Raw genomic sequence first — 23377 nt, 5'->3', positions numbered from 1 at the left:
TTGTTTCCTTATGAGCCTTTTCAAAAAAGACCCAATTCAAATCATCACTTTCCGAAGTTACGGAACGCCAAATCATTTATATGTAAAAGGTAGGGCGCTTGAAGACGAAAATATTGATCTTTCAAAAAAGGGCTTCTTCAATTTGCTTTGGAATACGTACAAGCGCTTTGAAACAGATCTCATCACAGATGAAAATCTTATTTTGACGCTTTCTGATGGCCGTAAAATTGAAATCACAACAGATAACCAAGGTTATTTTTTGATAGATCAATCTATTGATAATTTGCTTCCCTTAATTGATGAAAACGGCTGCTTACACTACGAAATCTCCTTTGCTGAAATTTTTTCAAAAAGAAGAATCCAGAGTGATAATAAATTTAAAGGTGAAGTCTTTATATCTTCAAAAACTGCAAAATTTGGTGTAATAAGTGATGTTGATGATACCATACTACACACAGGACTTACTTCGCGATTTAAGTGGCAAGTAGTTAAAAACACCATCTTCAAACGAGCCGAAAAAAGAGTGCCATTGAAAGGCGCTGCAGAATTCTATGAGATGCTCAAAAATGGAAAGACTACTAATGAATGCAACCCAATATTCTATGTAAGTCACGGCCCGTGGAATCTGTATCGGTATTTAGAAGTATTTCTAGAGAAGAATAATTTTCCGAAAGGTCCAATCTTGCTTCGTGATTTTGTAAATCCGTTTGCGAAAAAATATAAACCCGAAAAGCCCCAGAAACAAAAGGAAATCATCAATATTTTAAAGACCTATCCAAAACTGCCCTTCATATTAATTGGCGACAGCGGCGAGCACGATCCAGATATTTATATTGAAATTGCCGAAGCACATCCCGAAAGAATTTTAGCAATCTACCTTCGAAACGTAAAACACGAGAGGAAGATGATACGCGTAAAAGGACTATTTGAAAAATATGAAACCGTGCCTGTACTTTTAGTTAAGGATAGTGAGGCAGCGATTGCACACGCAAAATCAATGGGTTTTATCTAGTAATCTTTCGAAATATTTATACGTTTCAATTTGTGAACGCACTGGCTTTTCTGAGTTTTTTACGTATTGATTGCTTTGTGCTTCATCAATTATTCGTGCCTTCACATTGTCTGCAAGTTCAATATCAATAATTTCTCTAACCATTTTTTTGTGGTCTTTATCCAAAATTGGCACTACTACCTCAATTCGGTGACTAAGGTTGCGGTTCATCCAGTCTGCGCTTCCAATATAAATCTTTTCGTTGCCACCGTTTCCGAACATGTAAATCCTTCCGTGTTCCAGAAAGCGATCTATAATACTGGTTACATAAATATTTTCGCTTTGTCCTTTTATTCTAGGAATCAACGAACACATTCCCCGAATCAGCAACCTAACTTGAACCCCAGAATTGCTTGCTTTATAGAGTTCCTTGATCATTCTTTGGTCTTCAAGACTGTTCATTTTCAAGGTAATGGACGCTGGTTTACCCGCAACTGCCAACGCAATTTCTTTTTCAACCAAAGCAGTAAAACGTTCTCGTGTAGTAAAAGGCGAAACCAAAAGTTCTTTGGTTTTTGGCACAATCATATCGCGCTCTAGCACCATAAATACTTTTTTAAGGTCTTTTGTAATTTTCTTATTGGCAGTCATCAGCCCAAAATCTGTATAGAGTTTTGCAGTATTTTCATTAAAATTACCCGTGGCTATGTATGCGTAACGTTTTATTTTTTCATCAACTTCCCTTTCAATATATAGTATTTTGGAATGTACTTTAATGTCTGGATAACTATAGATTACACGCGCGCCGTGCTCTCTGAAAATTGCGCCCCATTTTAAATTATTATGCTCGTCAAAACGGGCTTTTACTTCAATAAATACGGTTACATCCTTTCCGTTTTTGGCGGCTAGAGCAATTGCATCATTAAGCGGAGAATCTGCTGCTGCGCGGTAAATGGTAATTTTTATGGTTTTCACCAACGGGTCATTTGCAGCTTCTTCCATCAATTTTATTACCGGGTCAAAACTTTGATAAGGATAATGAAGCAACTGATCTTTTTTGTCTATTTCAGAGAAAAATGATTTACAGTTACTTAAAACAGGATGGGGCAGTGGCGGTAATTTTTTATTGGATAATTTCTTCGCTGTAGGATTTGGAAAGTTCATAAAATCCTTGAAATTGTGATAACGGCCACCCAAAACCACATCGGTATGGGTTACGTCCAACGCTTTTTTCAAAATCTCACGAAACTCCTTTGGCATTTCTGGATCAATGAGTACTCTCGTGGCTTGGCCTGTATCGCGTTTGGGCAATGCGGCCTTTATTTTTTCCATCAAATTACCGGAAAATTCATCTTCAATATAAAGTTCTGCGTCGCGCGAAATCTTTATTGAATGAAAAACTATTTCAGCTTCTTTCGAAAATTCCTTAATGAGGTTGTATTTTAGAATTTCATCAATAAAAGTGACGTGAAAAGTTTCATTTTCAGAAGGAAAGACGAAAAAGCGAGGTTCGGTCTCGGGAATTTCAACCATTACAAATTCATCTTCCGCAGTTTGTGCGGTAAGATAAATAGCTTCATTTTTCACGAAAACCTCTTCGTTGCTAGAACAGGAATTACAAACTACTTCGGTGAGTTTTTTAAGGCTCTCTTCGTAATATTCGGTTGCGATTTTCTTTTGTTCTTCAGAAAAATCTTCGTGACGAATAAGTTGGATTCCTTCCGAAGCTAATTCTGGGATTATTTCTTCCGTAAAAACTCGCCCGAATTCCTGCTGCTGAATGTCAACCTGCTCCTTAATTTCTTTTAAAACCTTATTTGGTTTGGTAATGAGTTTTTTCCGAAGCGGTTTTTCAATCTTTTTTATCTGCCGAATATCCGAAACCCGAACTCTAAAAAACTCGTCTAGGTTTGAAGAAAATATGGCTAGAAATTTTATGCGTTCGTAAAGTGGGTTACGTGCGTCTGCAGCTTCCTGCAAAACGCGGTGATTAAAACGAAGCCACGATAGATCGCGGTGATAAAATTTTGAATTGTAGAGTGAAGCCATAGTATTGAAGCAAATTAATGGTTTTAAGGCTAAGATTATGCAAAGAAAAGTTAAGGTTTTAGCTTTTTGAAAAGTTTTCGTTAAGTCGATTTCTTAAGACTTTAATAATAAAAAAAGGAACCATTTGTTGGTTCCTTTTTAGAATTTAGGATAAATAAACTTCAGTAGGATTTTGAAATTCTCCTGAGGTTTAAAAAAGATAAAAGTTAGTCTTTATCTTCTTGCTTTATTTTTACATTTCCGTCGTCGTCGGTTTTGATTTTAACCTTTTGGTCGTCGGTTTCCATTTTAATTTTGTCGCCGCCGTCTTTTACTTTTACGTCTGCGCCTTGGTCTTGCATGTCTTCAATAATCTCTTCTTTAGGCGTTTTTTGATCTCTACAAGAAGAAAGAGACATTGTTAAAAATCCTGCAAATAGGGCAATCATTGTTAGCTTTTTCATTGTTTTGGGTTTTAAGTTAGTGTTTGTAACATATTAATCGTTTCCGATTTCGTCAATTTTTTTGTCGATTTCTTCGTTAACCTCCTTGTCTATTTCTTGAGCAGTACGTTCAAGAACGCTTTTTCTTTCTTCCTTTTCTACTTTAACTGGAGTTTCAACTTGTACTTCTCTTATAACTTCTTTGGTTTCCGTCTCACGACACGAAACCAAACCTAAAGAAGCAATGGCAATAACTATAAATAATTTTTTCATAACTAGATTGTTTTAATGGTTTGGACAAATCTAACCTATTTGAAAATGTTAAATTGATAATTTAATATTAAAGAATGTGAAAATTATATTAATTAAATGGTTTTTGGGTGAATATGTTTCAAATAATTAAAACAATAGATGTTTAATTTATTCAAAGTGTACTGAAATATAATCAACAACCTTTTGCGTTGCCCCAGTATTTTTGTTAACAAAGTGGCCGCAGATCATTCCAGTTTGATTTCTGAAGTTGGCATTGGTTATAAATTTATTCAAAATTGCGCTACATTCTTCTGAGTTTGTCACCGAATACAGACCAGCTAAATCTCGCAGACGAATGGCTTCTGGAAATTCGTCATAATTTTTTCCAATAACAATTGGCACTCCAAAAGTGGCGGGCTCCAATATATTGTGAAGCCCAGTTTTTCCTGCCGCACCACCAACAAAGGCGATATCTGCATAGCTATAAAGTTTGCCCAACAGACCGATACAGTCAATAATTAAAACTTCGTATTCAGAAATATTCACTTCATCTTTATCTGAATGAAGAATTGATTTCTTATTGATTTTTCTTCTGAAATCTTCAATCTTATCAGCTTCAATTTTATGCGGAGCAATGATGAACTTAACGTTTTCTGGGGAAGTATTTATGTAATTTACCAACAGAACTTCATCTTCTGGCCAAGTGCTTCCGCAGACAATGCAAAGCGAATTTCCTTTGAAATCTTCTGCAAATTTCAACGTATTGTCCATTTCAATTTGATGCGAAACCCTGTCAAATCGAGTGTCGCCACTAACAGTTACATTTTTGAAACCGATGTTTTTTAAAAGTATTTCAGAATTTTCTTCTTGTACAAAAAAGTGTTTAAAAGTGGAAAGTGCGTTTCTCATAAAACCACCATAGCTTTTAAAGAAGATTTGGTTTTCTCGAAAAACTCCCGAAACTAGGAGGGTTGGAATATTTTTCTTTTGAAGTAGAAAAAGATAATTAGGCCAGAATTCATATTTCACAAAAAGTGCGATAGATGGATGAATCGCTTCAATAAACCTTTTCGCGTTTAATTGGGTGTCCATCGGCAAATAGACCACGGCATCAGCCAAAGGAGTATTTTTTTTATTCTCAAAACCGGAAGGCGAGAAAAAGCTGACCACAATTTTATGGTTTGGTTTTAGTTTTTTCATTGCCTCCATTATTGGAACACCTTGTTCAAATTCACCTAAAGATGCACAATGGAACCAAATGGTTTTGTCTTCTAAAGAAATTTTTTGCTGAAGAATTTCAAAAACATCTTTTCTGCCGTCAACAAAAAGCTTCATCTTGTTGCTGAAAAGCGCCACAATCCTTAAACCGAAGGAAGCAAATTGAATTAATAAGTTATAGATTGTGTGCATCGGGGGTAAAAATACCAAATTTCGAGTACCAAATTCCAAACTAAGGAAGTCAATTCAAACAGTTTCATCTCGAATCCCGAATTAACAAATCCCGAATCCCGAGATAACAAATTTCATTTTCGTAATTTTGCGGAATCTTAAAAATATTTCCTTCAGATGAAAAAAATACAAATGGTTGACCTTAAGGGTCAGTATAAAGATATAAAGGAACACGTGGACAGTTCTATAATGAATGTGATTGAAACTACTGCATTCATCAATGGACCAGACGTTCACGAATTTCAAAAGGAACTTGAGGAATATTTAGGCGTAAAACACGTAATTCCTTGCGCCAACGGTACTGATGCTTTGCAAATTGCAATGATGGCGCTGGATTTAAAACCAGGCGATGAGGTTATTACGGCAGATTTCACCTTTGCTGCAACTGTTGAAGTTATTGCGCTTTTACGACTAACGCCAGTTTTGGTTGATGTGGATCCGATAAACTTCAACATTGACATTGATGCCATAAAACGCGCAATCACCCCAAAAACGAAGGCAATTGTTCCCGTTCATCTTTTTGGTCTTGTGGCCAATATGGACGAAATTATGGACATTGCTAAAGAACACAATTTATATGTAATTGAAGATAACGCCCAAGCAATTGGCGCTGATTACACATCAAAGGATGGTACAAAGAAAAAGGCTGGAACTATAGGTCACGTGGCTTCCACTTCGTTTTTTCCTTCTAAAAATTTAGGATGCTATGGTGATGGTGGAGCGATTTTCACGAATGATGATGCTTTGGCACACACCATTCGCGGAATTGTAAATCACGGAATGTACGTTCGCTACCACCACGATGTGGTTGGTGTTAATAGTAGGTTAGATTCCATTCAGGCTGCAGTGCTTCGTGCTAAGTTGCCGTATTTGGATACCTACAACGCTGCTCGCCGTAATGCCGCTAGAAAATACAGTCTAGCTTTCGCGGAAATTGAAAATATAATTACTCCTACCGGCTTCTGTGATAATACTCAAAGTATTTGTGATGTTTGCGATTGCCATGTTTTTCATCAATACACTTTAAAAGTTGTTGGGGTGGATCGCGATGCGTTAGTAAATCATTTAACAGAAAAGGAAATTCCTTGCGGTGTGTATTACCCAATTCCATTACATCTCCAAAAAGCTTATAAAGATGAACGATATAACGAAGCGGATTTTACTGTAACAAATCAGTTGGTAAAAGAGGTGATTTCGTTGCCAATGCATACGGAGTTGGATGATGAGCAGATTGATTTTATAACAAAAACTGTGATTGATTTTATTGAGAAATGATAAGATCCCTTCTTTTATTTTTTGCTTTTGCATTAAGCTCAGTTTCATACTGCCAAGAGATTAATCTTGATTTGAAAAATGAGTTAAAGCTTATTTTATTGAAAGACCAAGGATTTCGTGAATTGTTTATTGGTGGGATTTCTGATGAAAGAAAGCAAGAACTCTTAAAAGAACTTTCAATTTCTGAAAAGGATTTTTCTGAAAATGAAATGAAGCTTTTTAACCGAAACGATAGTCTAAATTTAGTTGAAGTTGAAAAAATAATAAAAGAATATGGTTATCCTGAAAAATCATTGGTTGGAGAGCCAGAAAATGAAGCAGCTTGGTTTGTAATTCAACATTCAGATAAAATTGAAGAATATTTCCCATTAATTGAGAAAGCTAGTGAAAAGGTAGAACTGAAAAGATCTAAAGTTGCGATGATGGAGGATAGAATGTTAATGCACAAAGGCGAACCTCAGATTTATGGAACTCAAGGAAAAGATTTGCACATCGTTAATGATCAAAATAAACAAAAAGAATTTTTCCAACTTATATGGCCCATTAAGAATCCAGAAAATGTAAATGAACTTCGTAAAACTGTTGGACTTAATTCAACAATAGAAGATTATGCGCAACAATTAGGAATAGAATATAAAGTCTATACAATTGAGGAAGTAAATTAACTTCTTCAAAAATAAAATTTGCCACAAGCGTGGAATTATTATGAAAAAAATACTCGTTACAGGCGGTTTAGGCTACATTGGAAGTCATACCGTTGTTGAACTTCAAAATGCAGGTTATCAGGTTATCATAGTTGATAATCTTTCAAATTCATCTTTGGATGTTTTGGAAGGCATAACCAATATATCCAAAACTCCCCCAGCTTTTGAAAGGCTTGATCTTCGTTATAAAGCGGATGTTTCAGAATTTTTCAAAAGAAATCAAGACATTGAAGGAATTATTCATTTTGCAGCCAGTAAAGCTGTTGGCGAAAGTGTTGCCAATCCGCTACTTTATTACGAAAACAATCTAAATACGCTAATTTATTTGTTGCAGGAATGTAATGCTTACGGAATTGAAACCTTTATTTTCAGTTCTTCGTGCACGGTTTATGGCGAACCAGATTCGCTTCCTATAACTGAAGATGCAGCTGTAAAGGAAGCCACTTCACCTTATGGAAATACCAAACAAATTAGTGAAGAAATACTGAAAGACACTTGCTCTATTTCAACTTTAAAAGCAATTGCGCTTCGTTATTTTAATCCAATTGGCGCTCACGAAACTGTTGAAATAGGCGAGCTTCCTGCTGGAGTTCCACAAAATTTAGTTCCGTTTATTACACAGACCGCCGCTGGTTTACGAAAAGAATTATCTGTTTATGGAGACGACTATCCTACCGAGGACGGCAGCTGTATTCGCGATTACATTCACGTTGTAGATTTGGCTAAGGCACACGTAATAGCCTTAGGAAGATTGCTTTCAAAGACAAATAATTCAAATTATGAAGTCTTCAATCTTGGAACGGGTAGAGGAAGTTCTGTTCTAGAAGTGGTGAATTCATTCGAAAAGACAACTGGCGAAAAATTGAATTATAAAATTGTAGATCGTCGTCCTGGCGATGTAATCTCAGTATATGCAGATACCAAGAAAGCAAATGATGTTTTAGGTTGGAAGGCCCAAGAAACAATGGAAGATGCTTTGTTGTCTTCTTGGAAATGGGAGAAGAAAGTACGAGGTATGCAGTAATGAGTAATCAGTAGTCAGTATTCAGTAATTAGTTTGGACTATTTCTAATTGTCATAACTCATAACTCAAGACTCGGTTTAACCCATGTTTAACGCTAATAGTTTGGAATTGGCAATTGAGAACTGTTTCTTTGCACCCGAATAGCACTCTTTACTTTTGCCTCAAAAACAAGATGTTACGAACAAAAGGGAGTCAAAAAAACAATGATGAAGTTAGTTTCAGTGAAACGAAGAACAAAAACAGAAAAACGATTTACAGAAAAAATGGGAATGTTCACCACGAGTGTGATCTACATTAAAAAAACATTTTTAAGTGTACCCTTTAAAACCCTACATAAATACCGCGAAACCTATTATGGTGAAGTGAAAGATTGTGAAGATTGCAAGATAAGCGCTTAGATAATTCTGAATTCAGAATTGAAAACACCGAATGATTCATTTTCATTCGGTGTTTTTTTATTGGTATAATTTCTAATTTAATCAATGGACGTTTCCCAAAATCGATCTTTCCAATCATCGTCATTAAATTCTAATTGATGATGACTTTTTTCAATTTCCTCCCATTGCTCGGCACTTGCTATATCTCGGATTTCGTTGTATAAAACACGTTCTTCAAACCCAATATAACTACTCAATTCTTCTTCAATTTTGTTTAAAACGATGTTAAGTTTGGATGTTTCTGCAAACAAACGGTTTAGTCTTCTATGGTTTGCCAAAGCTCTTTTTACCCGAACATTAGTATTCCCAAGAATAGGAAAAATATACTTTTTCTCTATTTCGAAGTGAAGATCTAAGTAATGCTCCTTAAACCAATCAATGTAATTTTTAATTCGTTTGTCGTCAACTTTGTTTTGCAGTCCTTCTCTAATTCGTTCACAAAGGAGAATAACTTCGTCGTGCTCTTCAATAAGTGGCGTTAAGACTATGTTTTGTTTCTTCATATATAATCAAATCAGGTTTGGATTCTTTTCTGAGTCTTAATAATTTACACTACAAATTTCAACAAATTGATATTCATAGGTTATGAGTTAAATCATAGCCAGAAACTTTATAGAATAATTTACGGACTATAAAGTATTTTTTTTGTAATTTTGAACCATTCTAAATAAGGAAATTTAAAAAATAAATAAATATGAAACTAGCATCATTAGTAAACGATCTTCAATACAACGAAAGCAGACCAACCGTCCAAGTTTTATTAGAAACCGAAACTGGAAAAGAGATCAGAATAGCCTTTAAGGAAGGTCAAGTTATGAAAGAGCACAAAACACCTTTCTCTATTGTTGTCGAAATTTTTGAAGGCGCCATTGATTTTGGAGTAAATGGAAACATTTATAATCTGAAAAAAGGTGATTTAATAGCACTTGGAGGCGGAATTCCTCACGATTTAAAAGCAATGGAAACTAGTACAGTAAGATTAAGTCTTAACAAAGCAGATTCTGCTAAAAGAGTGGAGGATGTTGTGAAAAATTCCTAATGAGTAACAAAACCATAAATACCGAACAGGGTCACTGGATTCTTGCCAATATGGGAAAACGCGTTTTACGGCCTGGTGGTAAAGAACTTACACTGAAGCTGGTAAATGGTTTGGATGTTAAACACGAGGATGCATTAGTTGAATTTGCGCCTGGAATGGGTTTTACAGCGTCAATGATTTTGAAGAAAAAGCCAAAAAAATATATCGGAATTGAATTGAATGAAGAAGCAGCTGCCAGATTGAAAATCAAAATCAATGGAACTCCGGCCGCAACAATTGTGAATACCACCGCGGCTCATACTGGCTTGGAAGATTCTAGCGCAGATAAGGTTTTGGGAGAAGCAATGTTAACCATGCAGGTTGACGATCGTAAATCTGAAATAATCAGAGAAGCATATAGAGTGCTTAAAAGAGGAGGGCTTTATGGCATTCACGAGCTGGGTTTAACACCAAATGAATTAGATCCCCAATTCAAAAGTAGCATTCAACGCAAGTTGGCACAGGTAATTCGTGTAAATGCGCGTCCATTAACCCAAAAAGAATGGTGCGGATTATTGGAAAATGAAGGCTTTAAAGTTAAAGAAGTTTTTGAATCGCCGATGCATCTTTTAAAACTAAAACGGATGATTGCAGATGAAGGAATTCTCAGAGCGATTAAAATAGGTTTTAATATTCTTACACATCCAGATGCCAAAAGGCGAATTATGAAAATGCGGAAAATCTTCAAAAAATATGAGGACCACATGACCGCGTATGCCATAATTGCTGAAAAAATCTAGGTTCTTCGTGTTTTATTGTTCAAATTAAAAGTAGTTGAATATGTTTTCAAAAAATAAAATAGATTCTTTCATAAAACAAGCTCCTGTTTTAAAGGAAATTATGGATTTAAAACCATTGATTTGGCTTAATCCAAACATAAAATCGAAAGCGGAAATGCCTTCTTTCCCAATTAAAAGGAAGGATATGGAAGCAGCCGCCAAATTATGGGAACGGTTTGCGCCATTTTTTGTGAAAGCATTTCCCGAAACGGCGGAAACTAAAGGTATTCTTGAATCTCCTTTAAAAGAAATTCAAAATATGAAGGCGCTTTTAAATCAAGAAAGCACAAAAATTCAAGGACAATTCTTTTTAAAATGTGACAATGCTCTTCCAATCGCAGGTTCCATAAAAGCACGTGGCGGATTTTTTGAAGTATTGCATTATGCCGAAGATTTGGCTATAAATGCAGGTATTCTGAAAAATGGGGATGATTATAGCATTTTTACTTCAGATAAATTCAAGGAGTTCTTCAGTAAATATAAAATTGGAGTCGGTTCTACCGGAAACCTTGGGTTGAGTATTGGTATTATTAGTGCGAAGCTCGGTTTTCAAGTAACCGTTTATGTTTCATCTGATGCCAAAAAGTGGAAAAAAGATTTGTTGCGTTCCAAAGGAGTGCAAATAATTGAGTTTGCTGGCGATTTCAGCGAAGCCATTCTTGCAGGAAGACAGAAAACAAATGCCGATCCAATGGCGTATTTTGTAGATGATGAAAACTCTCACGAACTATTTTTAGGCTACACAGTGGGCGCGCTCAGATTGGCGAAACAATTGGAAGAAGCGAATATTAAAGTTGATACAGAACATCCGTTGTTTGTGTATTCTCCTTGTGGAGTAGGCGGCTCTCCTGGTGGAACGGCTTTTGGTTTGAAACAAATTTACGGAGATAATGTGCATTGTTTCTTTGTGGAACCCACACATTCCCCAGCGGTTTTAACAGGATTGGTTACTGGCGAAATGAGTAATATAAGCGTGCAGGATATTGGCGTGGATAATAAAACCGAAGCTGATGGATTAGCAGTTGGCCGTCCTTCTAATTTTGCCACGACAGTAAGTGGGCATTTAATTAGCGGTATTTATACCATTGAGGATAATCATCTTTTTACGCTTTTGGCACAACTGATGGATACAGAAAAAATATTTCTAGAACCTTCCGCCACTGCGGGATTGATTGGTCCACAAATGCTAGCCAAAACAGATTACGCTGCAAAAAACAAACTTAAAATGGAAAACGCCACTCACATTGTTTGGGCTACGGGAGGAGACTTAGTTCCCGATGAGGAGCGGAACACTTTTTATAATCGTGGTATAAATAATTTGGCTCATTCTACTTTATAGATTTAAATAAACGTCGAAAATTTATGAGACTTCGACGTTTATTGTTTTTAATTTGGGATTAAAATATTATCCAGGAATAAGATCTATTCCAAAAACGTAATCTGCTATGATTTGTGAATTGTTTATAGTGTTTGTTGTTAGATTGAATTCAAAATAAAGCGTCTTCGTCGGACTAGATCCATTCTGCAACGTTGTGAGATAATAAGTTTTTTTGCATTCGCTATAGGTAGTAGAATAGAATTCGTTATTAATATCTGCAGGAATAGAGATTAATGATACAACAGTATTAGTTGATGGATTTATTTTTACCAAGTCCCGTGTATTTGTACTCGCCATATCCATAATGGCGATCAATCCAAGACTTTCAGAATATTCCAATCCAAAAAAACGAACATAATCCAACATTGAAAATGAAGGATATAAATCTATTTGAGAAGCTATATTGCTTGTCTTATTTACCGTTACTAAATTAGTTCCAGATAGAAAAAATAGCTTATCCACAGCATCGGTCGCCATACTCATAGTTTCTACCGTAAAGAAACTATTATTGTTAAAAGTAGTGTTTGCTGCAGAAATTGGCAATGCAGCACCAAGAGTTCCGTCAGTTATATTAAAAGGTCTTACCTTGAATTGATCTGCTACACCAGAAGTTCCATAGCCAAAATTTGAAACTTCAATTACATAACCCAAATTACCGACTAATACTGGTGAAGCAATATCTGAAGGAACTACAGATTCCTGACCTACTCCCGTACTGGTGTTAAAAGTGAAATATTTACCCGCCCTCGAAACCAAAATCCCATGTAGATTGCTCGCCTCATTATAAATGGAGCCATTAGTTGGTAGTTCGAAACTAAGATTGGAAGTTGTAGTAAAACTTCCTTGGGAATTTGGAAGTAGCGGATCAAGATTGTTGATGATAAACGAATTATAGTCTATCACCGCATTAGGGTTACCATCAAAAGCTGTGGTTAATGTCAATAATTCCTTGTTATAATTTGCGCAAGGTAAATTAGTTGGATCATCGTCTGTAACTGTGTCATCATCTGAGCAATTCGTAAATAAAATACTCGCAATAAATACGAAACCAAAAAGAGTTTTAAAATTTTTCATTTTTTCTAAGTTTTAACATTATAACCTTATATCAAAAGTTCTTAGAATTGTTACCCTCTTTTTTTTAAAAAGAAATTGAAATTGATTCAAATAAACTTTACATTATTTTGAAAAAAACACAAACTAAAAACGCCGAAGAACAAATTATCTTCGGCGTTTTTGTAATCTTGAATTTTAAATCTTGAACCTTGAATTAAATCTCCGATTTCTCAGTTTCAGCAGAACTATCAATCTTTTTAACTAATCCTTGCAAAACATTTCCGGGGCCAACTTCAATAAATTTAGTTGCGCCATCTTTTATCATATTCTGAATACTCTGCGTCCATTTTACGGGAGCGGTAAGCTGAAAGATTAAATTTTCCTTTATTTCTGAAGGATCTGTAACAGCGAAAGTGGAAACGTTTTGATAAATTGGGCAGGCGGGTGCTGTAAATTGCGTAGCTTCTATTGCAGCGGCTAGTTCTTCGCGAGCAGGTTCCATTAAAGGACTATGAAATGCGCCACCAACTGGTAAAATCAAAGCTCTACGTGCGCCAGCTTCTTTTAAACTTTCGCAAGCTTTTCCCACGGCATCTACATCGCCTGAAATCACTAGCTGACCAGGACAGTTGTAATTTGCTGCAACTACAATTCCAGGTGTATTGGCACAGATTTCTTCAACTAAATGATCTTCCAAACCTAATACCGCCGCCATTGTTGAAGGAGTTGCTTCACAAGCCTTTTGCATTGCTAAAGCGCGTTTATAAACAAGTCTTAATCCATCGCTAAAAGCAAGTGTTCTATTGGCAACCAAAGCCGAAATTTCGCCTAAAGAATGTCCCGCAACCATATCTGGCTGAAATTTGTCGCCCATTACTTCTGCTAAAATAGTGGAATGAAGAAATATTGCGGGCTGCGTAACTTTCGTTTCCTTAAGTTCATCGGCCGTACCTTCAAACATTATTTTTGTAATGTCGAAGCCTAAAACCTCATTTGCCTGATGAAATAAATCTTTAGCTTTTGATGAGTTTTCGTATAAATCTTTACCCATTCCAGTGAATTGGGCGCCTTGTCCGGGGAATATATATGCTTTCATATTTGTAATTTTATGTTTTAATCAACTTTTTTATCGTTTTTCAGATCCAATGTTTTGGTTTCAGGTATTCGCTTTTGAAGCAAAAGTATTTGACCTAAATGGCTGGATTGATGTTCCATAACGTGAAACCAAGAAAAATGGTTATTCACAGTTGAGCCTTCAGGAACTTCTGCAAGCCAAGCGTCGTCTTTCTCTTTCAGCAATTCTAAAGTTCTTTTTCTGGCTTTTTTATAAATATCTAAATAATAGGTGGCATCGTGTCCTTTAATGTGTTGACGACCTTCATCACCTAATTCCATTGCGATTCTCAACTCCTCCAGTTCCGCTTCTGAAAGATTGCTCTCTCCAAAAGTTGCTTCTTGGAAATAGGTTTCTGTTGCTGCCAAATGCATTATCAAAGCGCCAACGGAGTTAGATTTTTCATCAAGTTGATAATCCAATTCGGCTTGAGACATATTGCCCACAGCATATTCCACCCGTTCGCTGAGGTTGTTAAGCATAGTTACTAACGTGCCGATTTGCGGACTGTATCCGTCAATTGGACCAATATAATTTTGGACTGTACGAGTGATGTTTTTTCCTTCAATTTTAAGGGAATGATTCCCTTCAGAACTTTCGTCAGAACTATTCATCGAAAAACCAGCTGTGTTTTCAAAAGCCTCTTTGCTGATTCCAATCCACCATTTTGGAATTTCGCTATTCGCAACCACTTCTTCAAAACCTGAATTGTCAATAGCAACTTCTTCCATTTTTCCAGTTTTTGGGTTTTCAATGGAAAGTTTAAAATCATCGTAATAAAAACTTCCATTTCCGTAAACGAGTCCGCCAAAAACAAGTCTTTTTGCTTTTGAATCCAATATTCCTTTTATGGAATATGTTTTCCAGGTTGAATCTTTAATAGGCCTGTCGCTCATATTATCAAAGAAGCCCATTGTCTTACCTTTATTGTCTACACGAGCCCACAGTCCCGCTTGGCTATTGGGTTCTTTAACATCAACTTTTACTGAAGCGGTCAATTCAAAAACTAAATCCTTTTTCACTTCCAAATCTAAAATTTGTGAAAACGGAACCCAATCTCGTTCTTGCTCTTGTGCTTTTACGAATGAAATATTACAAAGAAAAATACTGACAAGTAAAATTTTTATGGAATTCATTTTGCAAGATTCTAAGTGTGATAATTATAAAAATAGAAATGGTGCTAACTTCAGTTAAGTTACCTTTTCAACCAAGTTTCATAAGTAAATGAATACTTGTGTTTCTCATCCGTTCCGTGCTCAACTTCAGAAACAAGTTGCCACTCATCCGTTGAAAATTCTGGAAAAAAAGTATCTGCATCTTTAAAAGTTCCGTGAACTCGGGTTAGTTCAATTTTATCTGCGAAGGGAAGTCCCGTTGTGTAAATTTCACCACCACCAATTATAAAAGGTTCAGCGTCATCTTTGCACAATTTAAGCGCTTCTTCCATACTATGAACCACTACCGCTCCTTCTTTTTTATACTCTTTATTGCGAGTAATAACGATGTGTTTTCTGTTGCGTAGCAGTTTATCAAAAGAGTCAAAAGTCCTCCTGCCCATAATTATATTGTGACCAGTGGTTAATTGTTTAAACCGTTTAAAATCGTCTGGCAGATGCCAAACTAAACCGTTGTCTTTTCCAAGTTCGTTATTTTCGCCAGCGGCGGCTATCATTGTAATCATTGTACGTCTGGAGGTAAGGGATTGTTCAGTTCATTTTTTTTTAGAGTGTCTGGCTGTGTTGTTGGCAGTTGTAATTCGGTATCAACTTTTTTCTGAAGTTCAGCAATACGAGTTGCTTGCTTGGCTTTCAGTTTTTCAAGCTGGCGGTCTTCCCATTCTTTGTCCATGAATTTATTCATTACAAAAACATTGAAAAGATGAACAAGAAATATAAATGTCCAAATTAAAATAGCCCAAATAAACCAATCTTTTATGAAGAAATCGTTTCCATAACCCAAAACTGGATTGATAATAATAAGTAAAACAGACCCCACCAAAAACAAAATAAAATGGCGCATCAAACTCTTTTTCTGCTTTATTCTGTGGCGAGCGTATTCATATTGTTCGCGTTGTTCGGGATCAATTCTGTCGGTTTTTTTAGTTTTTGAAAACATAGTTAGTTACTTTTATGCGTCTTGTAAAAATACCTATTTTTCATCGTTTTGAACACCCACTTATGGAAGATTTAAGAAAACACTTTCCCGCTTTAGAATCTTGTATTTATCTGAATACCGCTTCAAATGGTGTAATTCCAAAGCCGGTGATTGAATGGCGCCGCCAACACGATTTAGATTTGATGAATCATGCCAGCGTTTTTCGTGATAAACACAAACTTCATATTGAACAAATTAGGCAAAAAGTGGCTGACTTTTTTGATGCTTCTCCAGATGAAATTGCCTTGGTGCCAAACGTATCTTTCGCAATAAATACTGTATTGGAAGGACTTCCAAAAGGTCAAAAAGTGTTGCTTCTAAAAGATGATTATCCTTCAATAAATTGGCCAGTGGAAACGCGTGATTTTGACGTTTGCTATGCCGAAATAGATGAAAATTTAGAAAAAAATATTGAAGCCGCGGTCGCAAAACATAAACCTGATGTTTTTATGTTTAGCATCGTGCAATGGCTCAGCGGAATAAAGATTGATTTTGAATTTCTGAAAGGGTTAAAAGACAAGCACCCAAACCTACTTTTGATTGCAGATGGAACTCAATATTTGGGAACTGAAAATTTCAGTTTTGCTGATAACGCCATTGACGTTTTAGGAGCAAGTGCCTATAAATGGCTAACTGCGGGTTATGGCAACGGTTTTATAATGGTTAAAGAATCTGCTCGGGAACGAATTTTTCCGAAAACAATCGGTTTTAATTCCGCAGAAAAATTTGAAAGTTTGGCTACGGAAACCACTTTTATGAAACATTTTGAACCTGGACACCAAGACACTTTAAATTATGGGAGTTTAGAACAGGCAATGTTATTTCAGGAAAAGTTAGGGAATGATAATATCTATCAAAAGATAGCTTCACTTTCAGCCAAAGCGAAGGGGCATTTTACTGAAATGGGGTTGTTGAAAAATGACACACTACTTCGCGAAAAGCATTCTTCAATTTTCAATCTTAAAGGTGATAGAGAATTATTTAAAAAACTTCAGGAGTATGATATTATTTGTTCTCCAAGAGGTGGTGGGATTCGGGTGAGTTTTCATTATTATAATACTGAGGAAGAAATAGATAAACTTATTGGGGTTTTGAGTCGATGTGTTTAGAAGTCGATTAGTTTAAAAGTTTAATTTCCATAATTTCTTCCGTCATCCGTCATACGTCATACGTCATCCGTCACCAAACATCAAGCCTTTCTAAAAAGATAATTCTTATAATATTCCTTTTCATCGGTAAAGGAAGTTTCAATTTCCAATCCAGATTCTGCTGCCAACCAACTCACTATTTTATCGTCATATTTTTGTGAAATTTCGGTGTGGATGGTTTCCCATTGGTCAAAATTTACGGTTTGGTTTATTGCTTCAACCGTTACTTCCATAGCTTCAGTAGCAACGAGAAAACTTTTTGCTGTACCGTTTTCTGGGTCGTACATTTCCCAGTGTTTAAATTTTTCAACTTGAAAATTCCCACCTAATTCACGGTTTATCCTTGTCAAAACATTTTTGTTGAAAGCTGCTGTAATTCCAGTTTCATCGTTATAAGCATTCAGAATAGTTTGCGGATTCTTTTTTTGGTCAAAACCCATAAAAAGTAGATCTTCCGGAAGCATGGCATCTTTTAATTTCGATAGAAAATCGATTGCTTTTGGATGTTTTAGATTGCCAATGTTGCTTCCCAGAAACATAATTACTTTTTTGCGTTTGTTGAAACCTTTTAGTCTTTCCAAAACTTCAAAATACTCACCAACTTCAGCATCTACTGTTAGTCTGGGCATTTCTTCAGAGAGATTGCTAGAGAGCATTTCAACTGCATTTTCACTAATGTCTATGGGTTTATATGTGAAGTTGAAGTTGTTTTCAACCATATACTTCAACAAAACTTTTGTCTTTTTACCGTCGCCAGCACCCAATTCTATTAAATCCAAACCATTTTCACGATCACGGAAAAGTTCGCCGATGGTTTCGGTATGTGTGGAAAGTATCTGAAATTCACAATCCGTTAAATAATATCCTGGCATCGCCATAATATCCTGAAAAAGTTTGTCGCCTTTTTTGTCGTAAAAATATTTTGAAGAAAGATGTTTTGGAAAACTAGTGAGTCCCTCAAAGACTTCTTTCTTAAAGGAGGTGTTCAATAAATTTGGGTTGGTTTTTATCATAAATGGATAGTCGTAATTATTTTGCTAACCTTAATCCAGTAAATTGCCAGCGCAGATTAGTTTGAAAAAAGTTGCGGTAAGTAGGTCGTGTGTGTTTTGGTGAAGTAGCAACCGAGCCTCCCCGAAGTACTTTTTGGTTTACCATAAATTTCCCATTGTATTCGCCGATGGCTCCGGGTGCTTTAGTGTAATCGGGATATGGCAAGTACGCGCTTTCAGTCCATTCCCAGCGGCTTCCCCATTCAAAGTTTTTCTGTGCGGCTTCCCATTCAAATTCAGTTGGCAAACGGCAATCTTTCCATTGTGCAAAAGCAAATGCTTCGTAATAGGAAATATGTGAAACGGCTGCATCTAGATTTATTTTTTGAAGTCCTTGCATGGTATATTGATACCATTGTCCATCAATATTGTGCCAATACATAGGTGCTGAAATATTGTTTGTTTTTACCCAATCCCAGCCTTCAGCGTGCCAAAGATTGAAATCTTTATAGCCGCCAGCATTTATAAATTCAAGATATTCTGCGTTGGTAACTAGTTTGTTTGAAATCTTGTAACCTTGAAGATATACTTTGTGTCGTCCTAATTCATTGTCATAACAGAATTCTTCGGGATTGTGGTGACCAATTTCATAAATACCTTCTACCATTAAAATCCATTTCTGTTTAAATTCCTGGACAGGATTTTCTAAAAATGAATCGTTGTATTTTGGAAGCAGCGGGTTGTTGCCTAGAATGTATTTTATATCTGTAGTGAGCAGTTCTTGATGTTGCTTTTCGTGATGAATTCCTATTAAAAGAATTTCTTCCAGTTCTGATGAAATTTCTTCAAAAAGGAAATCCTTTAATTCATTGGTAACATAAAGTCTATAATCATAAACCTTTGCTACGCCTGGCCGAGAGAGGTTTCCACGGTCATTTCTAATTACACGTTTACCAACGTTTTCGTAATAACTGTTGAAAACAAAAGCGAAATCTTCGTGAAACAATTGGTAGCCAGGTTTGTGAGGTTTTAAGATGAATTCTTCAAAAAACCAAGTGGTATGACCAAGATGCCATTTGGGAGGAGAAACATCTACAATCGGCTGAACAACGTAGTCTTCAATCTCTAACGGTTTGCAAATATTTTCAGTATGTTGGCGGGTTTCAAGGAAAAGAGAAACCAATGTTTCAGTTGCAATCATAAAAAAAAGTGTCATCTTTTTTTGATGACACTTTAAATATAAATATTAAAATTGTTTAAGACTGTTCTGTAAGCGTTAAACAGTTGTTAAACTGATTTATTTAGTTTTTTGACTTTTGCTTATTCTTTTTGATTTGACCTCTTCTCGGCGGTTCAACTTTAAAAATTATAGGAAGCGAATACAACACTCCAACTGCTTCGCCTTTTTGTTTGCCAGGTTTCATTTGGGGAAGATTGCTTATAACACGAACCGCTTCGGTTTCAATCTCCGGAATGTCTGCACGAGCGCGAACGTCCACAACATTACCTTCTTTGTTAATTTTAAATTGCACAGCGCTTCTGTAAACTTTTGGAGGCAAATCTAAGGCGTCAATCTTTTTCATGTCAAAATTCTTGTTTACATACGCTGCAATATTATCTGACATGCATTTTTTCAATTCTACATTACTAGTTTCATCGCAACCAGGATATACAGGGACGACTTCAATTACTGCGAATGGAACATCTCCGTTCTTCATTTCAGATTCAGAAACATCTATAACATTTCCATCCTGAGCGAAAGAAGAAGTAGTGGCGATTATAGCAGTGATTATTAGGATTCTTTTCAACATTATATTTTCTGTTTTAAAATGTAAAAGGAACCGTCATTTTGATAGTACGAGGTTTTCCGGCCATCATTCCGGGTTTTGCCATTTTTGGGATTGACGAAATATTTCTTTTGGCTTCATCCTGCAATTCCTTTGTTCCACCGGAAACACCGGTTACTTCAACCATTCCTTTTTCATTGATTATAAAATCAACAAGAATTCTTATTTTTTCCTTTTTCTGGTATCCTGGAGGAAATTTAAAGTTTTTAGAAATATGTCCAGCTAATTTTTGATTGAAACAGTTGTCACGTTCAGCTGCGTTTCCTCCTTCACATCCTGGCCAAATTGGTCCAATTTCTTTAAGCGTTACGGTGTTTTTATTAACATCGCCCCATTCTTGTTGGGCAAAAATAGAGGTAGAGAAAAGTAGGCAAATTACAATAAGTAAGTTTTTCATTTTGGGGATTTGATTTAAGTTTAAATGGCAACGGCACCTTTAATGTGCGGGTGTGGATTGTAATCCACTAGTGTAAAGTCATCAAAAGTGAAGCCAAAAATATCTTTTACATTTGGATTGAGCAACATTTTTGGTAAAGGTCTTGGTTCACGGGACAATTGAAGCGCAACTTGTTCGTAATGATTGCTGTAAATATGGGCATCTCCAAAGGTGTGTATAAAATCTCCTGGTTCGTAACCACAAACCTGCGCCATCATCATTGTAAACAGTGCATACGAAGCAATATTGAAAGGAACACCCAAGAAGCTATCTGCACTACGTTGGTATAACTGACACGATAATTTTCCATCCGCAACATAAAATTGAAAGAAAGCGTGACAGGGTGGAAGCGCCGCTTTTCCATTCGCAACATTTTCAGAAAAAGGTTTTGAAGTATCTGGCATTACGCTCGGATTCCAGGCGCTTACCAGCATTCTGCGGCTGTCTGGATTTGTTTTTAGGGTTTGGATAATTTCTGAAATTTGGTCAATTTCTTCACTATTCCAGTTTCGCCATTGGTGGCCGTAAACGGGTCCAAGATTACCATTTTCATCAGCCCATTCGTTCCAGATTTTCACTCCGTTTTCTTGAAGATATTTAATATTTGTATCTCCTTTCAAAAACCATAGAAGTTCGTAAATGATAGATTTCAAGTGAAGTTTTTTAGTCGTAACCATCGGGAAACCTTCGCTAAGATCAAAGCGCATTTGGTAACCAAAAACACTTTTAGTGCCAGTGCCTGTGCGGTCTTGTTTTTCGGTTCCGTTTTCGATTACGTGCTTAAGAAGGTCGTGGTATTGTTTCATTATAAAGTAAAATTAATCAGGAATTAAATATAAATAATTGAACCAACTATTAAAACTGAAAAGCAGAACATTTACTACTAGTTGTCAACGATGCGGATTTTTGAACTTAGAAACCTTGAATCTTAAATTACTACCCAATAATCATTCCCGCAATAGTTGCAGAAATAAGCGAAGCGATAGTTCCACCAATTAAAGCCTTCATTCCAAATTTTGAAAGGGTTTTACGCTGTCCAGGTGCCAAAGAACCAATTCCTCCAATCTGAATTCCGATAGAAGCAAAATTGGCAAAACCGCAAAGCATATATGTTGCCATAATAATGCTCTTTTCATAATTAAGGTGTAGTTCGTTTGAAACGTTTTTAAGCTCAGTCAACTGAATGTAGCCTACAAATTCACTTGCGGCAAGTTTTATTCCTAATAGCTGTCCCATCATTGTCATGTCTTCTTTCGCTACTCCTATAAGCCACATTAAGGGAGCGAAAACGGTACCTAAAATAAATTCAAGTGATAGTCCGTCGTATGCTGTTTTATTAGCTATATATTCATTAAGGGACATAAACTGCCAGTTAAAATTTAATGCTTCAATAGTAAAACCGTCAAAGCTAGCTAGCGCTCCAATTATTCCATTAAACATAGCAATAAACGCAACAAAAACCAAGAGCATAGCACCTACGTTTACGGCAAGCCTTAAGCCTTCGGTAGTTCCGTTTGCAATGGCGTCTAGGAAATTTGAGCCAATTTTGTCTGAGGAAACGTGTACGTCCGTCTCAATAGGTTCCGTTTGCGGATACAATATTTTTGAAATAACGATAGCGCCTGGAGCTGCCATAACAGAGGCAGCTAAAAGATGCTTAGCAAAAGTTAGACGTAATTCAGGGTCGTCGCCACCTAAAAAGCCAATGTATGCTGCGAGTACGGCTCCTGCAACAGTTGCCATACCGCCCACCATAACCAAAAGCATTTCAGACTTGTTCATTTTTTCCAAATACGCTTTTATAAGTAGTGGTGCTTCTGTTTGGCCTAGGAAGATATTTCCTGCGACACTCAAACTTTCAGCGCCAGAAATGTTCAGCAGTTTTGTTAATAACCAACCCATTCCTTTTACTACTATTTGAATTATTCCGAAGTAAAATAGAACCGAAGTTAATGCGGAGAAAAATATAATCGTAGGTAAAACCTGAAAAGCAAAAATAAAGCCGAATGAGTTGATGTCTAGCATTCCGCCAAAAAGGAATTCGCTTCCTGCTCTGGTATACTCCAAAACGTTGATAAATAGTTGGCCAACGGCTTCAAAACCGCTTTTTATAAAACCTACTTTTAAAACTCCAATAGCGATCAATAACTGAAAACCGAGGCCAAGGCCAACGGTTTTCCAATTGATGGCTTTTCGGTTTGCGCTAAAAAGAAATGCGATTACTAATAAGGAAATCATTCCTAAAATTCCACGCCAGAAACTTTGCATTGAAAAGCCTTGACTTGGTATTATTTCTGAAGATTTCACTACGGTTAAGGGTGATACAACAGCTGAAGCGCTCGGTACTTTTAGCTGATATTCAATATTGTTTTCTGAAAGTGAAAGTGTGCTATCCGTAACTTGAGCCACGCGAAATCTTCTGATGTTATCATTTGGTTCGTTGAAGAAAAGCACTAATAAATTATTCTGAAAAATATAGTCGCCAGTAGATTTTAGGCTGTCGTTCGGCGCCATTTGATATTCAAAAGAACCATTTTCGAGTTTTAAATAATCTTTTTCAGGATTGATATTGATTATGGAAAGACCATCTTGATCTTTAACTTCTGAAAATTGCCAGGTTTTTTCAATGCTCTGCCCAAAGATGTTTCCGAAGAAAAACAGCGCGATGGCTACAAGTAAATATTTCTGCATAAAAAATTTAAAATTCGAGGTTCAAAATTCAACCCTTCGATATCCCAATAACTCTTGGGACAGGTTAACAATAATCTAAAATTCAAAACGATTTGTGAAGCACG

Annotated in this window: 25 protein-coding genes; 9 read left to right on the top strand and 16 right to left on the bottom strand. The window is 36.2% G+C overall.

Going from position 1 to position 23377, the window contains the following annotated elements; genetic code table 11:
- Nucleotides 1–10 precede the first annotated feature (10 nt).
- Nucleotides 11–1012 (top strand): App1 family protein phosphatidate phosphatase, encoded by a 1002-nt coding sequence (locus tag AEQSU_RS03585; protein WP_014781500.1) that lies wholly within the window; start codon nucleotides 11–13, stop codon nucleotides 1010–1012.
- Here AEQSU_RS03585 and ppk1 read toward each other — a convergent pair.
- The 4 genes from ppk1 to AEQSU_RS03565 form a co-directional block, all read right to left on the bottom strand.
- On the bottom strand, nucleotides 995–3040 hold the full coding sequence (ppk1, locus tag AEQSU_RS03580) for a polyphosphate kinase 1 (RefSeq protein WP_014781499.1): 2046 nt from the start codon (nucleotides 3038–3040) through the stop codon (nucleotides 995–997). The genes AEQSU_RS03585 and ppk1 overlap by 18 nt on opposite strands.
- A gap of 206 nt (nucleotides 3041–3246) precedes the next feature.
- Nucleotides 3247–3483, bottom strand: a complete 237-nt coding sequence (locus AEQSU_RS03575) for a hypothetical protein (RefSeq protein WP_014781498.1) — start codon at nucleotides 3481–3483, stop codon at nucleotides 3247–3249.
- 33 nt (nucleotides 3484–3516) lie between these two features.
- Nucleotides 3517–3735, bottom strand: coding sequence for a hypothetical protein (locus AEQSU_RS03570; RefSeq protein WP_014781497.1), 219 nt, complete (start codon nucleotides 3733–3735; stop codon nucleotides 3517–3519).
- 147 nt (nucleotides 3736–3882) lie between these two features.
- Nucleotides 3883–5124: a 3-deoxy-D-manno-octulosonic acid transferase gene (locus tag AEQSU_RS03565; protein WP_014781496.1), complete on the bottom strand. Its 1242-nt coding sequence runs from the start codon at nucleotides 5122–5124 to the stop codon at nucleotides 3883–3885.
- A gap of 156 nt (nucleotides 5125–5280) precedes the next feature.
- Between AEQSU_RS03565 and AEQSU_RS03560 the strand changes: the two genes are divergently transcribed.
- The 4 genes from AEQSU_RS03560 (at nucleotide 5281) to AEQSU_RS03545 (ending at nucleotide 8564) form a co-directional block, all read left to right on the top strand.
- Nucleotides 5281–6438, top strand: a complete 1158-nt coding sequence (locus AEQSU_RS03560; RefSeq protein ID WP_042491595.1) for a DegT/DnrJ/EryC1/StrS family aminotransferase — start codon at nucleotides 5281–5283, stop codon at nucleotides 6436–6438.
- Entirely contained in the window at nucleotides 6435–7103 is a 669-nt protein-coding gene (locus AEQSU_RS03555) for a DUF6624 domain-containing protein (RefSeq protein WP_014781494.1), read from the top strand. The genes AEQSU_RS03560 and AEQSU_RS03555 overlap by 4 nt, the downstream gene beginning before the upstream one ends.
- Nucleotides 7104–7143: 40 nt before the next feature.
- Nucleotides 7144–8166: a UDP-glucose 4-epimerase GalE gene (gene galE, locus AEQSU_RS03550; protein WP_014781493.1), complete on the top strand. Its 1023-nt coding sequence runs from the start codon at nucleotides 7144–7146 to the stop codon at nucleotides 8164–8166.
- A 206-nt stretch (nucleotides 8167–8372) separates the two neighbouring features.
- The gene (locus tag AEQSU_RS03545; protein ID WP_014781492.1) at nucleotides 8373–8564 is read left to right on the top strand and encodes a hypothetical protein; all 192 of its coding nucleotides are present in this window, start codon (nucleotides 8373–8375) and stop codon (nucleotides 8562–8564) included.
- Between the two features lie 77 nt (nucleotides 8565–8641).
- Here AEQSU_RS03545 and AEQSU_RS03540 read toward each other — a convergent pair whose 3' ends face one another.
- A complete protein-coding gene (locus AEQSU_RS03540) occupies nucleotides 8642–9106 on the bottom strand; it encodes a hemerythrin domain-containing protein (protein WP_014781491.1) in 465 nt (154 codons plus the stop codon).
- Nucleotides 9107–9297: 191 nt separating this feature from the next.
- Between AEQSU_RS03540 and AEQSU_RS03535 the strand changes: the two genes are divergently transcribed.
- From AEQSU_RS03535 to AEQSU_RS03525, 3 genes are read left to right on the top strand one after another with little or no spacing between them, the layout of a single operon-like run.
- Complete coding sequence (locus AEQSU_RS03535; protein ID WP_014781490.1) at nucleotides 9298–9642, top strand: cupin domain-containing protein; 345 nt, start codon at nucleotides 9298–9300, stop codon at nucleotides 9640–9642.
- On the top strand, nucleotides 9642–10421 hold the full coding sequence (locus AEQSU_RS03530) for a class I SAM-dependent methyltransferase (RefSeq protein WP_014781489.1): 780 nt from the start codon (nucleotides 9642–9644) through the stop codon (nucleotides 10419–10421). Before AEQSU_RS03535 ends, AEQSU_RS03530 begins: the two co-directional genes overlap by 1 nt.
- Before the next feature lie 40 nt (nucleotides 10422–10461).
- Complete coding sequence (locus tag AEQSU_RS03525) at nucleotides 10462–11799, top strand: D-serine ammonia-lyase (RefSeq protein WP_014781488.1); 1338 nt, start codon at nucleotides 10462–10464, stop codon at nucleotides 11797–11799.
- 66 nt (nucleotides 11800–11865) lie between these two features.
- Here the strand turns inward: AEQSU_RS03525 and AEQSU_RS03520 are convergent, their stop codons facing one another.
- The 5 genes from AEQSU_RS03520 to AEQSU_RS03500 all read right to left on the bottom strand — a co-directional run bounded on the left by AEQSU_RS03520 (nucleotide 11866) and on the right by AEQSU_RS03500 (nucleotide 16120).
- Complete coding sequence (locus AEQSU_RS03520) at nucleotides 11866–12912, bottom strand: hypothetical protein (RefSeq protein ID WP_014781487.1); 1047 nt, start codon at nucleotides 12910–12912, stop codon at nucleotides 11866–11868.
- 193 nt (nucleotides 12913–13105) lie between these two features.
- Nucleotides 13106–13987, bottom strand: a complete 882-nt coding sequence (gene fabD, locus AEQSU_RS03515) for an ACP S-malonyltransferase (protein ID WP_014781486.1) — start codon at nucleotides 13985–13987, stop codon at nucleotides 13106–13108.
- Between the two features lie 17 nt (nucleotides 13988–14004).
- Entirely contained in the window at nucleotides 14005–15141 is a 1137-nt protein-coding gene (locus AEQSU_RS16825; RefSeq protein ID WP_014781485.1) for a DinB family protein, read from the bottom strand.
- Between the two features lie 59 nt (nucleotides 15142–15200).
- Nucleotides 15201–15686 (bottom strand): dihydrofolate reductase, encoded by a 486-nt coding sequence (locus AEQSU_RS03505; RefSeq protein ID WP_014781484.1) that lies wholly within the window; start codon nucleotides 15684–15686, stop codon nucleotides 15201–15203.
- Complete coding sequence (locus AEQSU_RS03500; RefSeq protein WP_014781483.1) at nucleotides 15683–16120, bottom strand: 2TM domain-containing protein; 438 nt, start codon at nucleotides 16118–16120, stop codon at nucleotides 15683–15685. Before AEQSU_RS03500 ends, AEQSU_RS03505 begins: the two co-directional genes overlap by 4 nt.
- A 62-nt stretch (nucleotides 16121–16182) precedes the next feature.
- Here AEQSU_RS03500 and AEQSU_RS03495 point away from each other — a divergent pair, with 62 nt between their 5' ends.
- On the top strand, nucleotides 16183–17268 hold the full coding sequence (locus tag AEQSU_RS03495) for an aminotransferase class V-fold PLP-dependent enzyme (RefSeq protein ID WP_042492280.1): 1086 nt from the start codon (nucleotides 16183–16185) through the stop codon (nucleotides 17266–17268).
- Between the two features lie 80 nt (nucleotides 17269–17348).
- Here AEQSU_RS03495 and AEQSU_RS03490 read toward each other — a convergent pair whose 3' ends face one another.
- From AEQSU_RS03490 to AEQSU_RS03465, 6 genes are all read right to left on the bottom strand, one after another.
- Nucleotides 17349–18320 (bottom strand): L-histidine N(alpha)-methyltransferase, encoded by a 972-nt coding sequence (locus AEQSU_RS03490; RefSeq protein WP_014781481.1) that lies wholly within the window; start codon nucleotides 18318–18320, stop codon nucleotides 17349–17351.
- Nucleotides 18321–18336: 16 nt separating this feature from the next.
- Nucleotides 18337–19500 (bottom strand): ergothioneine biosynthesis protein EgtB, encoded by a 1164-nt coding sequence (gene egtB / locus AEQSU_RS03485; RefSeq protein ID WP_042492278.1) that lies wholly within the window; start codon nucleotides 19498–19500, stop codon nucleotides 18337–18339.
- A 100-nt stretch (nucleotides 19501–19600) separates the two neighbouring features.
- Complete coding sequence (locus AEQSU_RS03480; RefSeq protein ID WP_014781479.1) at nucleotides 19601–20110, bottom strand: energy transducer TonB; 510 nt, start codon at nucleotides 20108–20110, stop codon at nucleotides 19601–19603.
- Nucleotides 20111–20123: 13 nt separating this feature from the next.
- Complete coding sequence (locus AEQSU_RS03475; protein ID WP_014781478.1) at nucleotides 20124–20543, bottom strand: energy transducer TonB; 420 nt, start codon at nucleotides 20541–20543, stop codon at nucleotides 20124–20126.
- A gap of 20 nt (nucleotides 20544–20563) precedes the next feature.
- Entirely contained in the window at nucleotides 20564–21388 is an 825-nt protein-coding gene (locus tag AEQSU_RS03470) for a thymidylate synthase (protein ID WP_014781477.1), read from the bottom strand.
- Between the two features lie 130 nt (nucleotides 21389–21518).
- On the bottom strand, nucleotides 21519–23273 hold the full coding sequence (locus AEQSU_RS03465; RefSeq protein WP_014781476.1) for a NupC/NupG family nucleoside CNT transporter: 1755 nt from the start codon (nucleotides 23271–23273) through the stop codon (nucleotides 21519–21521).
- Nucleotides 23274–23377: the final 104 nt, after the last annotated feature.

This window comes from Aequorivita sublithincola DSM 14238 (assembly GCF_000265385.1).
Lineage (GTDB): Bacteria > Bacteroidota > Bacteroidia > Flavobacteriales > Flavobacteriaceae > Aequorivita > Aequorivita sublithincola.
This window is presented reverse-complemented; position numbering and strand designations above follow the sequence as displayed.

What these genes read in the sequence shown, in the direction of transcription:
- AEQSU_RS03555 (WP_014781494.1), top strand. Translation starts at nt 6,435, where the DNA reads ATGATAAGATCCCTTCTTTTATTTTTTGCTTTTGCATTAAGCTCAGTT.
- AEQSU_RS03480 (WP_014781479.1), bottom strand. Translation starts at nt 20,110, where the DNA reads ATGTTGAAAAGAATCCTAATAATCACTGCTATAATCGCCACTACTTCT.
- AEQSU_RS03475 (WP_014781478.1), bottom strand. Translation starts at nt 20,543, where the DNA reads ATGAAAAACTTACTTATTGTAATTTGCCTACTTTTCTCTACCTCTATT.
- AEQSU_RS03470 (WP_014781477.1), bottom strand. Translation starts at nt 21,388, where the DNA reads ATGAAACAATACCACGACCTTCTTAAGCACGTAATCGAAAACGGAACC.
- AEQSU_RS16825 (WP_014781485.1), bottom strand. Translation starts at nt 15,141, where the DNA reads ATGAATTCCATAAAAATTTTACTTGTCAGTATTTTTCTTTGTAATATT.
- AEQSU_RS03565 (WP_014781496.1), bottom strand. Translation starts at nt 5,124, where the DNA reads ATGCACACAATCTATAACTTATTAATTCAATTTGCTTCCTTCGGTTTA.
- AEQSU_RS03560 (WP_042491595.1), top strand. Translation starts at nt 5,281, where the DNA reads ATGAAAAAAATACAAATGGTTGACCTTAAGGGTCAGTATAAAGATATA.
- AEQSU_RS03495 (WP_042492280.1), top strand. Translation starts at nt 16,183, where the DNA reads ATGGAAGATTTAAGAAAACACTTTCCCGCTTTAGAATCTTGTATTTAT.
- AEQSU_RS03535 (WP_014781490.1), top strand. Translation starts at nt 9,298, where the DNA reads ATGAAACTAGCATCATTAGTAAACGATCTTCAATACAACGAAAGCAGA.
- AEQSU_RS03490 (WP_014781481.1), bottom strand. Translation starts at nt 18,320, where the DNA reads ATGATAAAAACCAACCCAAATTTATTGAACACCTCCTTTAAGAAAGAA.
- ppk1 (WP_014781499.1), bottom strand. Translation starts at nt 3,040, where the DNA reads ATGGCTTCACTCTACAATTCAAAATTTTATCACCGCGATCTATCGTGG.
- AEQSU_RS03540 (WP_014781491.1), bottom strand. Translation starts at nt 9,106, where the DNA reads ATGAAGAAACAAAACATAGTCTTAACGCCACTTATTGAAGAGCACGAC.
- AEQSU_RS03575 (WP_014781498.1), bottom strand. Translation starts at nt 3,483, where the DNA reads ATGAAAAAGCTAACAATGATTGCCCTATTTGCAGGATTTTTAACAATG.
- AEQSU_RS03465 (WP_014781476.1), bottom strand. Translation starts at nt 23,273, where the DNA reads ATGCAGAAATATTTACTTGTAGCCATCGCGCTGTTTTTCTTCGGAAAC.
- AEQSU_RS03525 (WP_014781488.1), top strand. Translation starts at nt 10,462, where the DNA reads ATGTTTTCAAAAAATAAAATAGATTCTTTCATAAAACAAGCTCCTGTT.
- egtB (WP_042492278.1), bottom strand. Translation starts at nt 19,500, where the DNA reads ATGATTGCAACTGAAACATTGGTTTCTCTTTTCCTTGAAACCCGCCAA.
- AEQSU_RS03520 (WP_014781487.1), bottom strand. Translation starts at nt 12,912, where the DNA reads ATGAAAAATTTTAAAACTCTTTTTGGTTTCGTATTTATTGCGAGTATT.
- AEQSU_RS03500 (WP_014781483.1), bottom strand. Translation starts at nt 16,120, where the DNA reads ATGTTTTCAAAAACTAAAAAAACCGACAGAATTGATCCCGAACAACGC.
- AEQSU_RS03505 (WP_014781484.1), bottom strand. Translation starts at nt 15,686, where the DNA reads ATGATTACAATGATAGCCGCCGCTGGCGAAAATAACGAACTTGGAAAA.
- fabD (WP_014781486.1), bottom strand. Translation starts at nt 13,987, where the DNA reads ATGAAAGCATATATATTCCCCGGACAAGGCGCCCAATTCACTGGAATG.
- galE (WP_014781493.1), top strand. Translation starts at nt 7,144, where the DNA reads ATGAAAAAAATACTCGTTACAGGCGGTTTAGGCTACATTGGAAGTCAT.
- AEQSU_RS03570 (WP_014781497.1), bottom strand. Translation starts at nt 3,735, where the DNA reads ATGAAAAAATTATTTATAGTTATTGCCATTGCTTCTTTAGGTTTGGTT.
- AEQSU_RS03545 (WP_014781492.1), top strand. Translation starts at nt 8,373, where the DNA reads ATGAAGTTAGTTTCAGTGAAACGAAGAACAAAAACAGAAAAACGATTT.
- AEQSU_RS03530 (WP_014781489.1), top strand. Translation starts at nt 9,642, where the DNA reads ATGAGTAACAAAACCATAAATACCGAACAGGGTCACTGGATTCTTGCC.
- AEQSU_RS03585 (WP_014781500.1), top strand. Translation starts at nt 11, where the DNA reads ATGAGCCTTTTCAAAAAAGACCCAATTCAAATCATCACTTTCCGAAGT.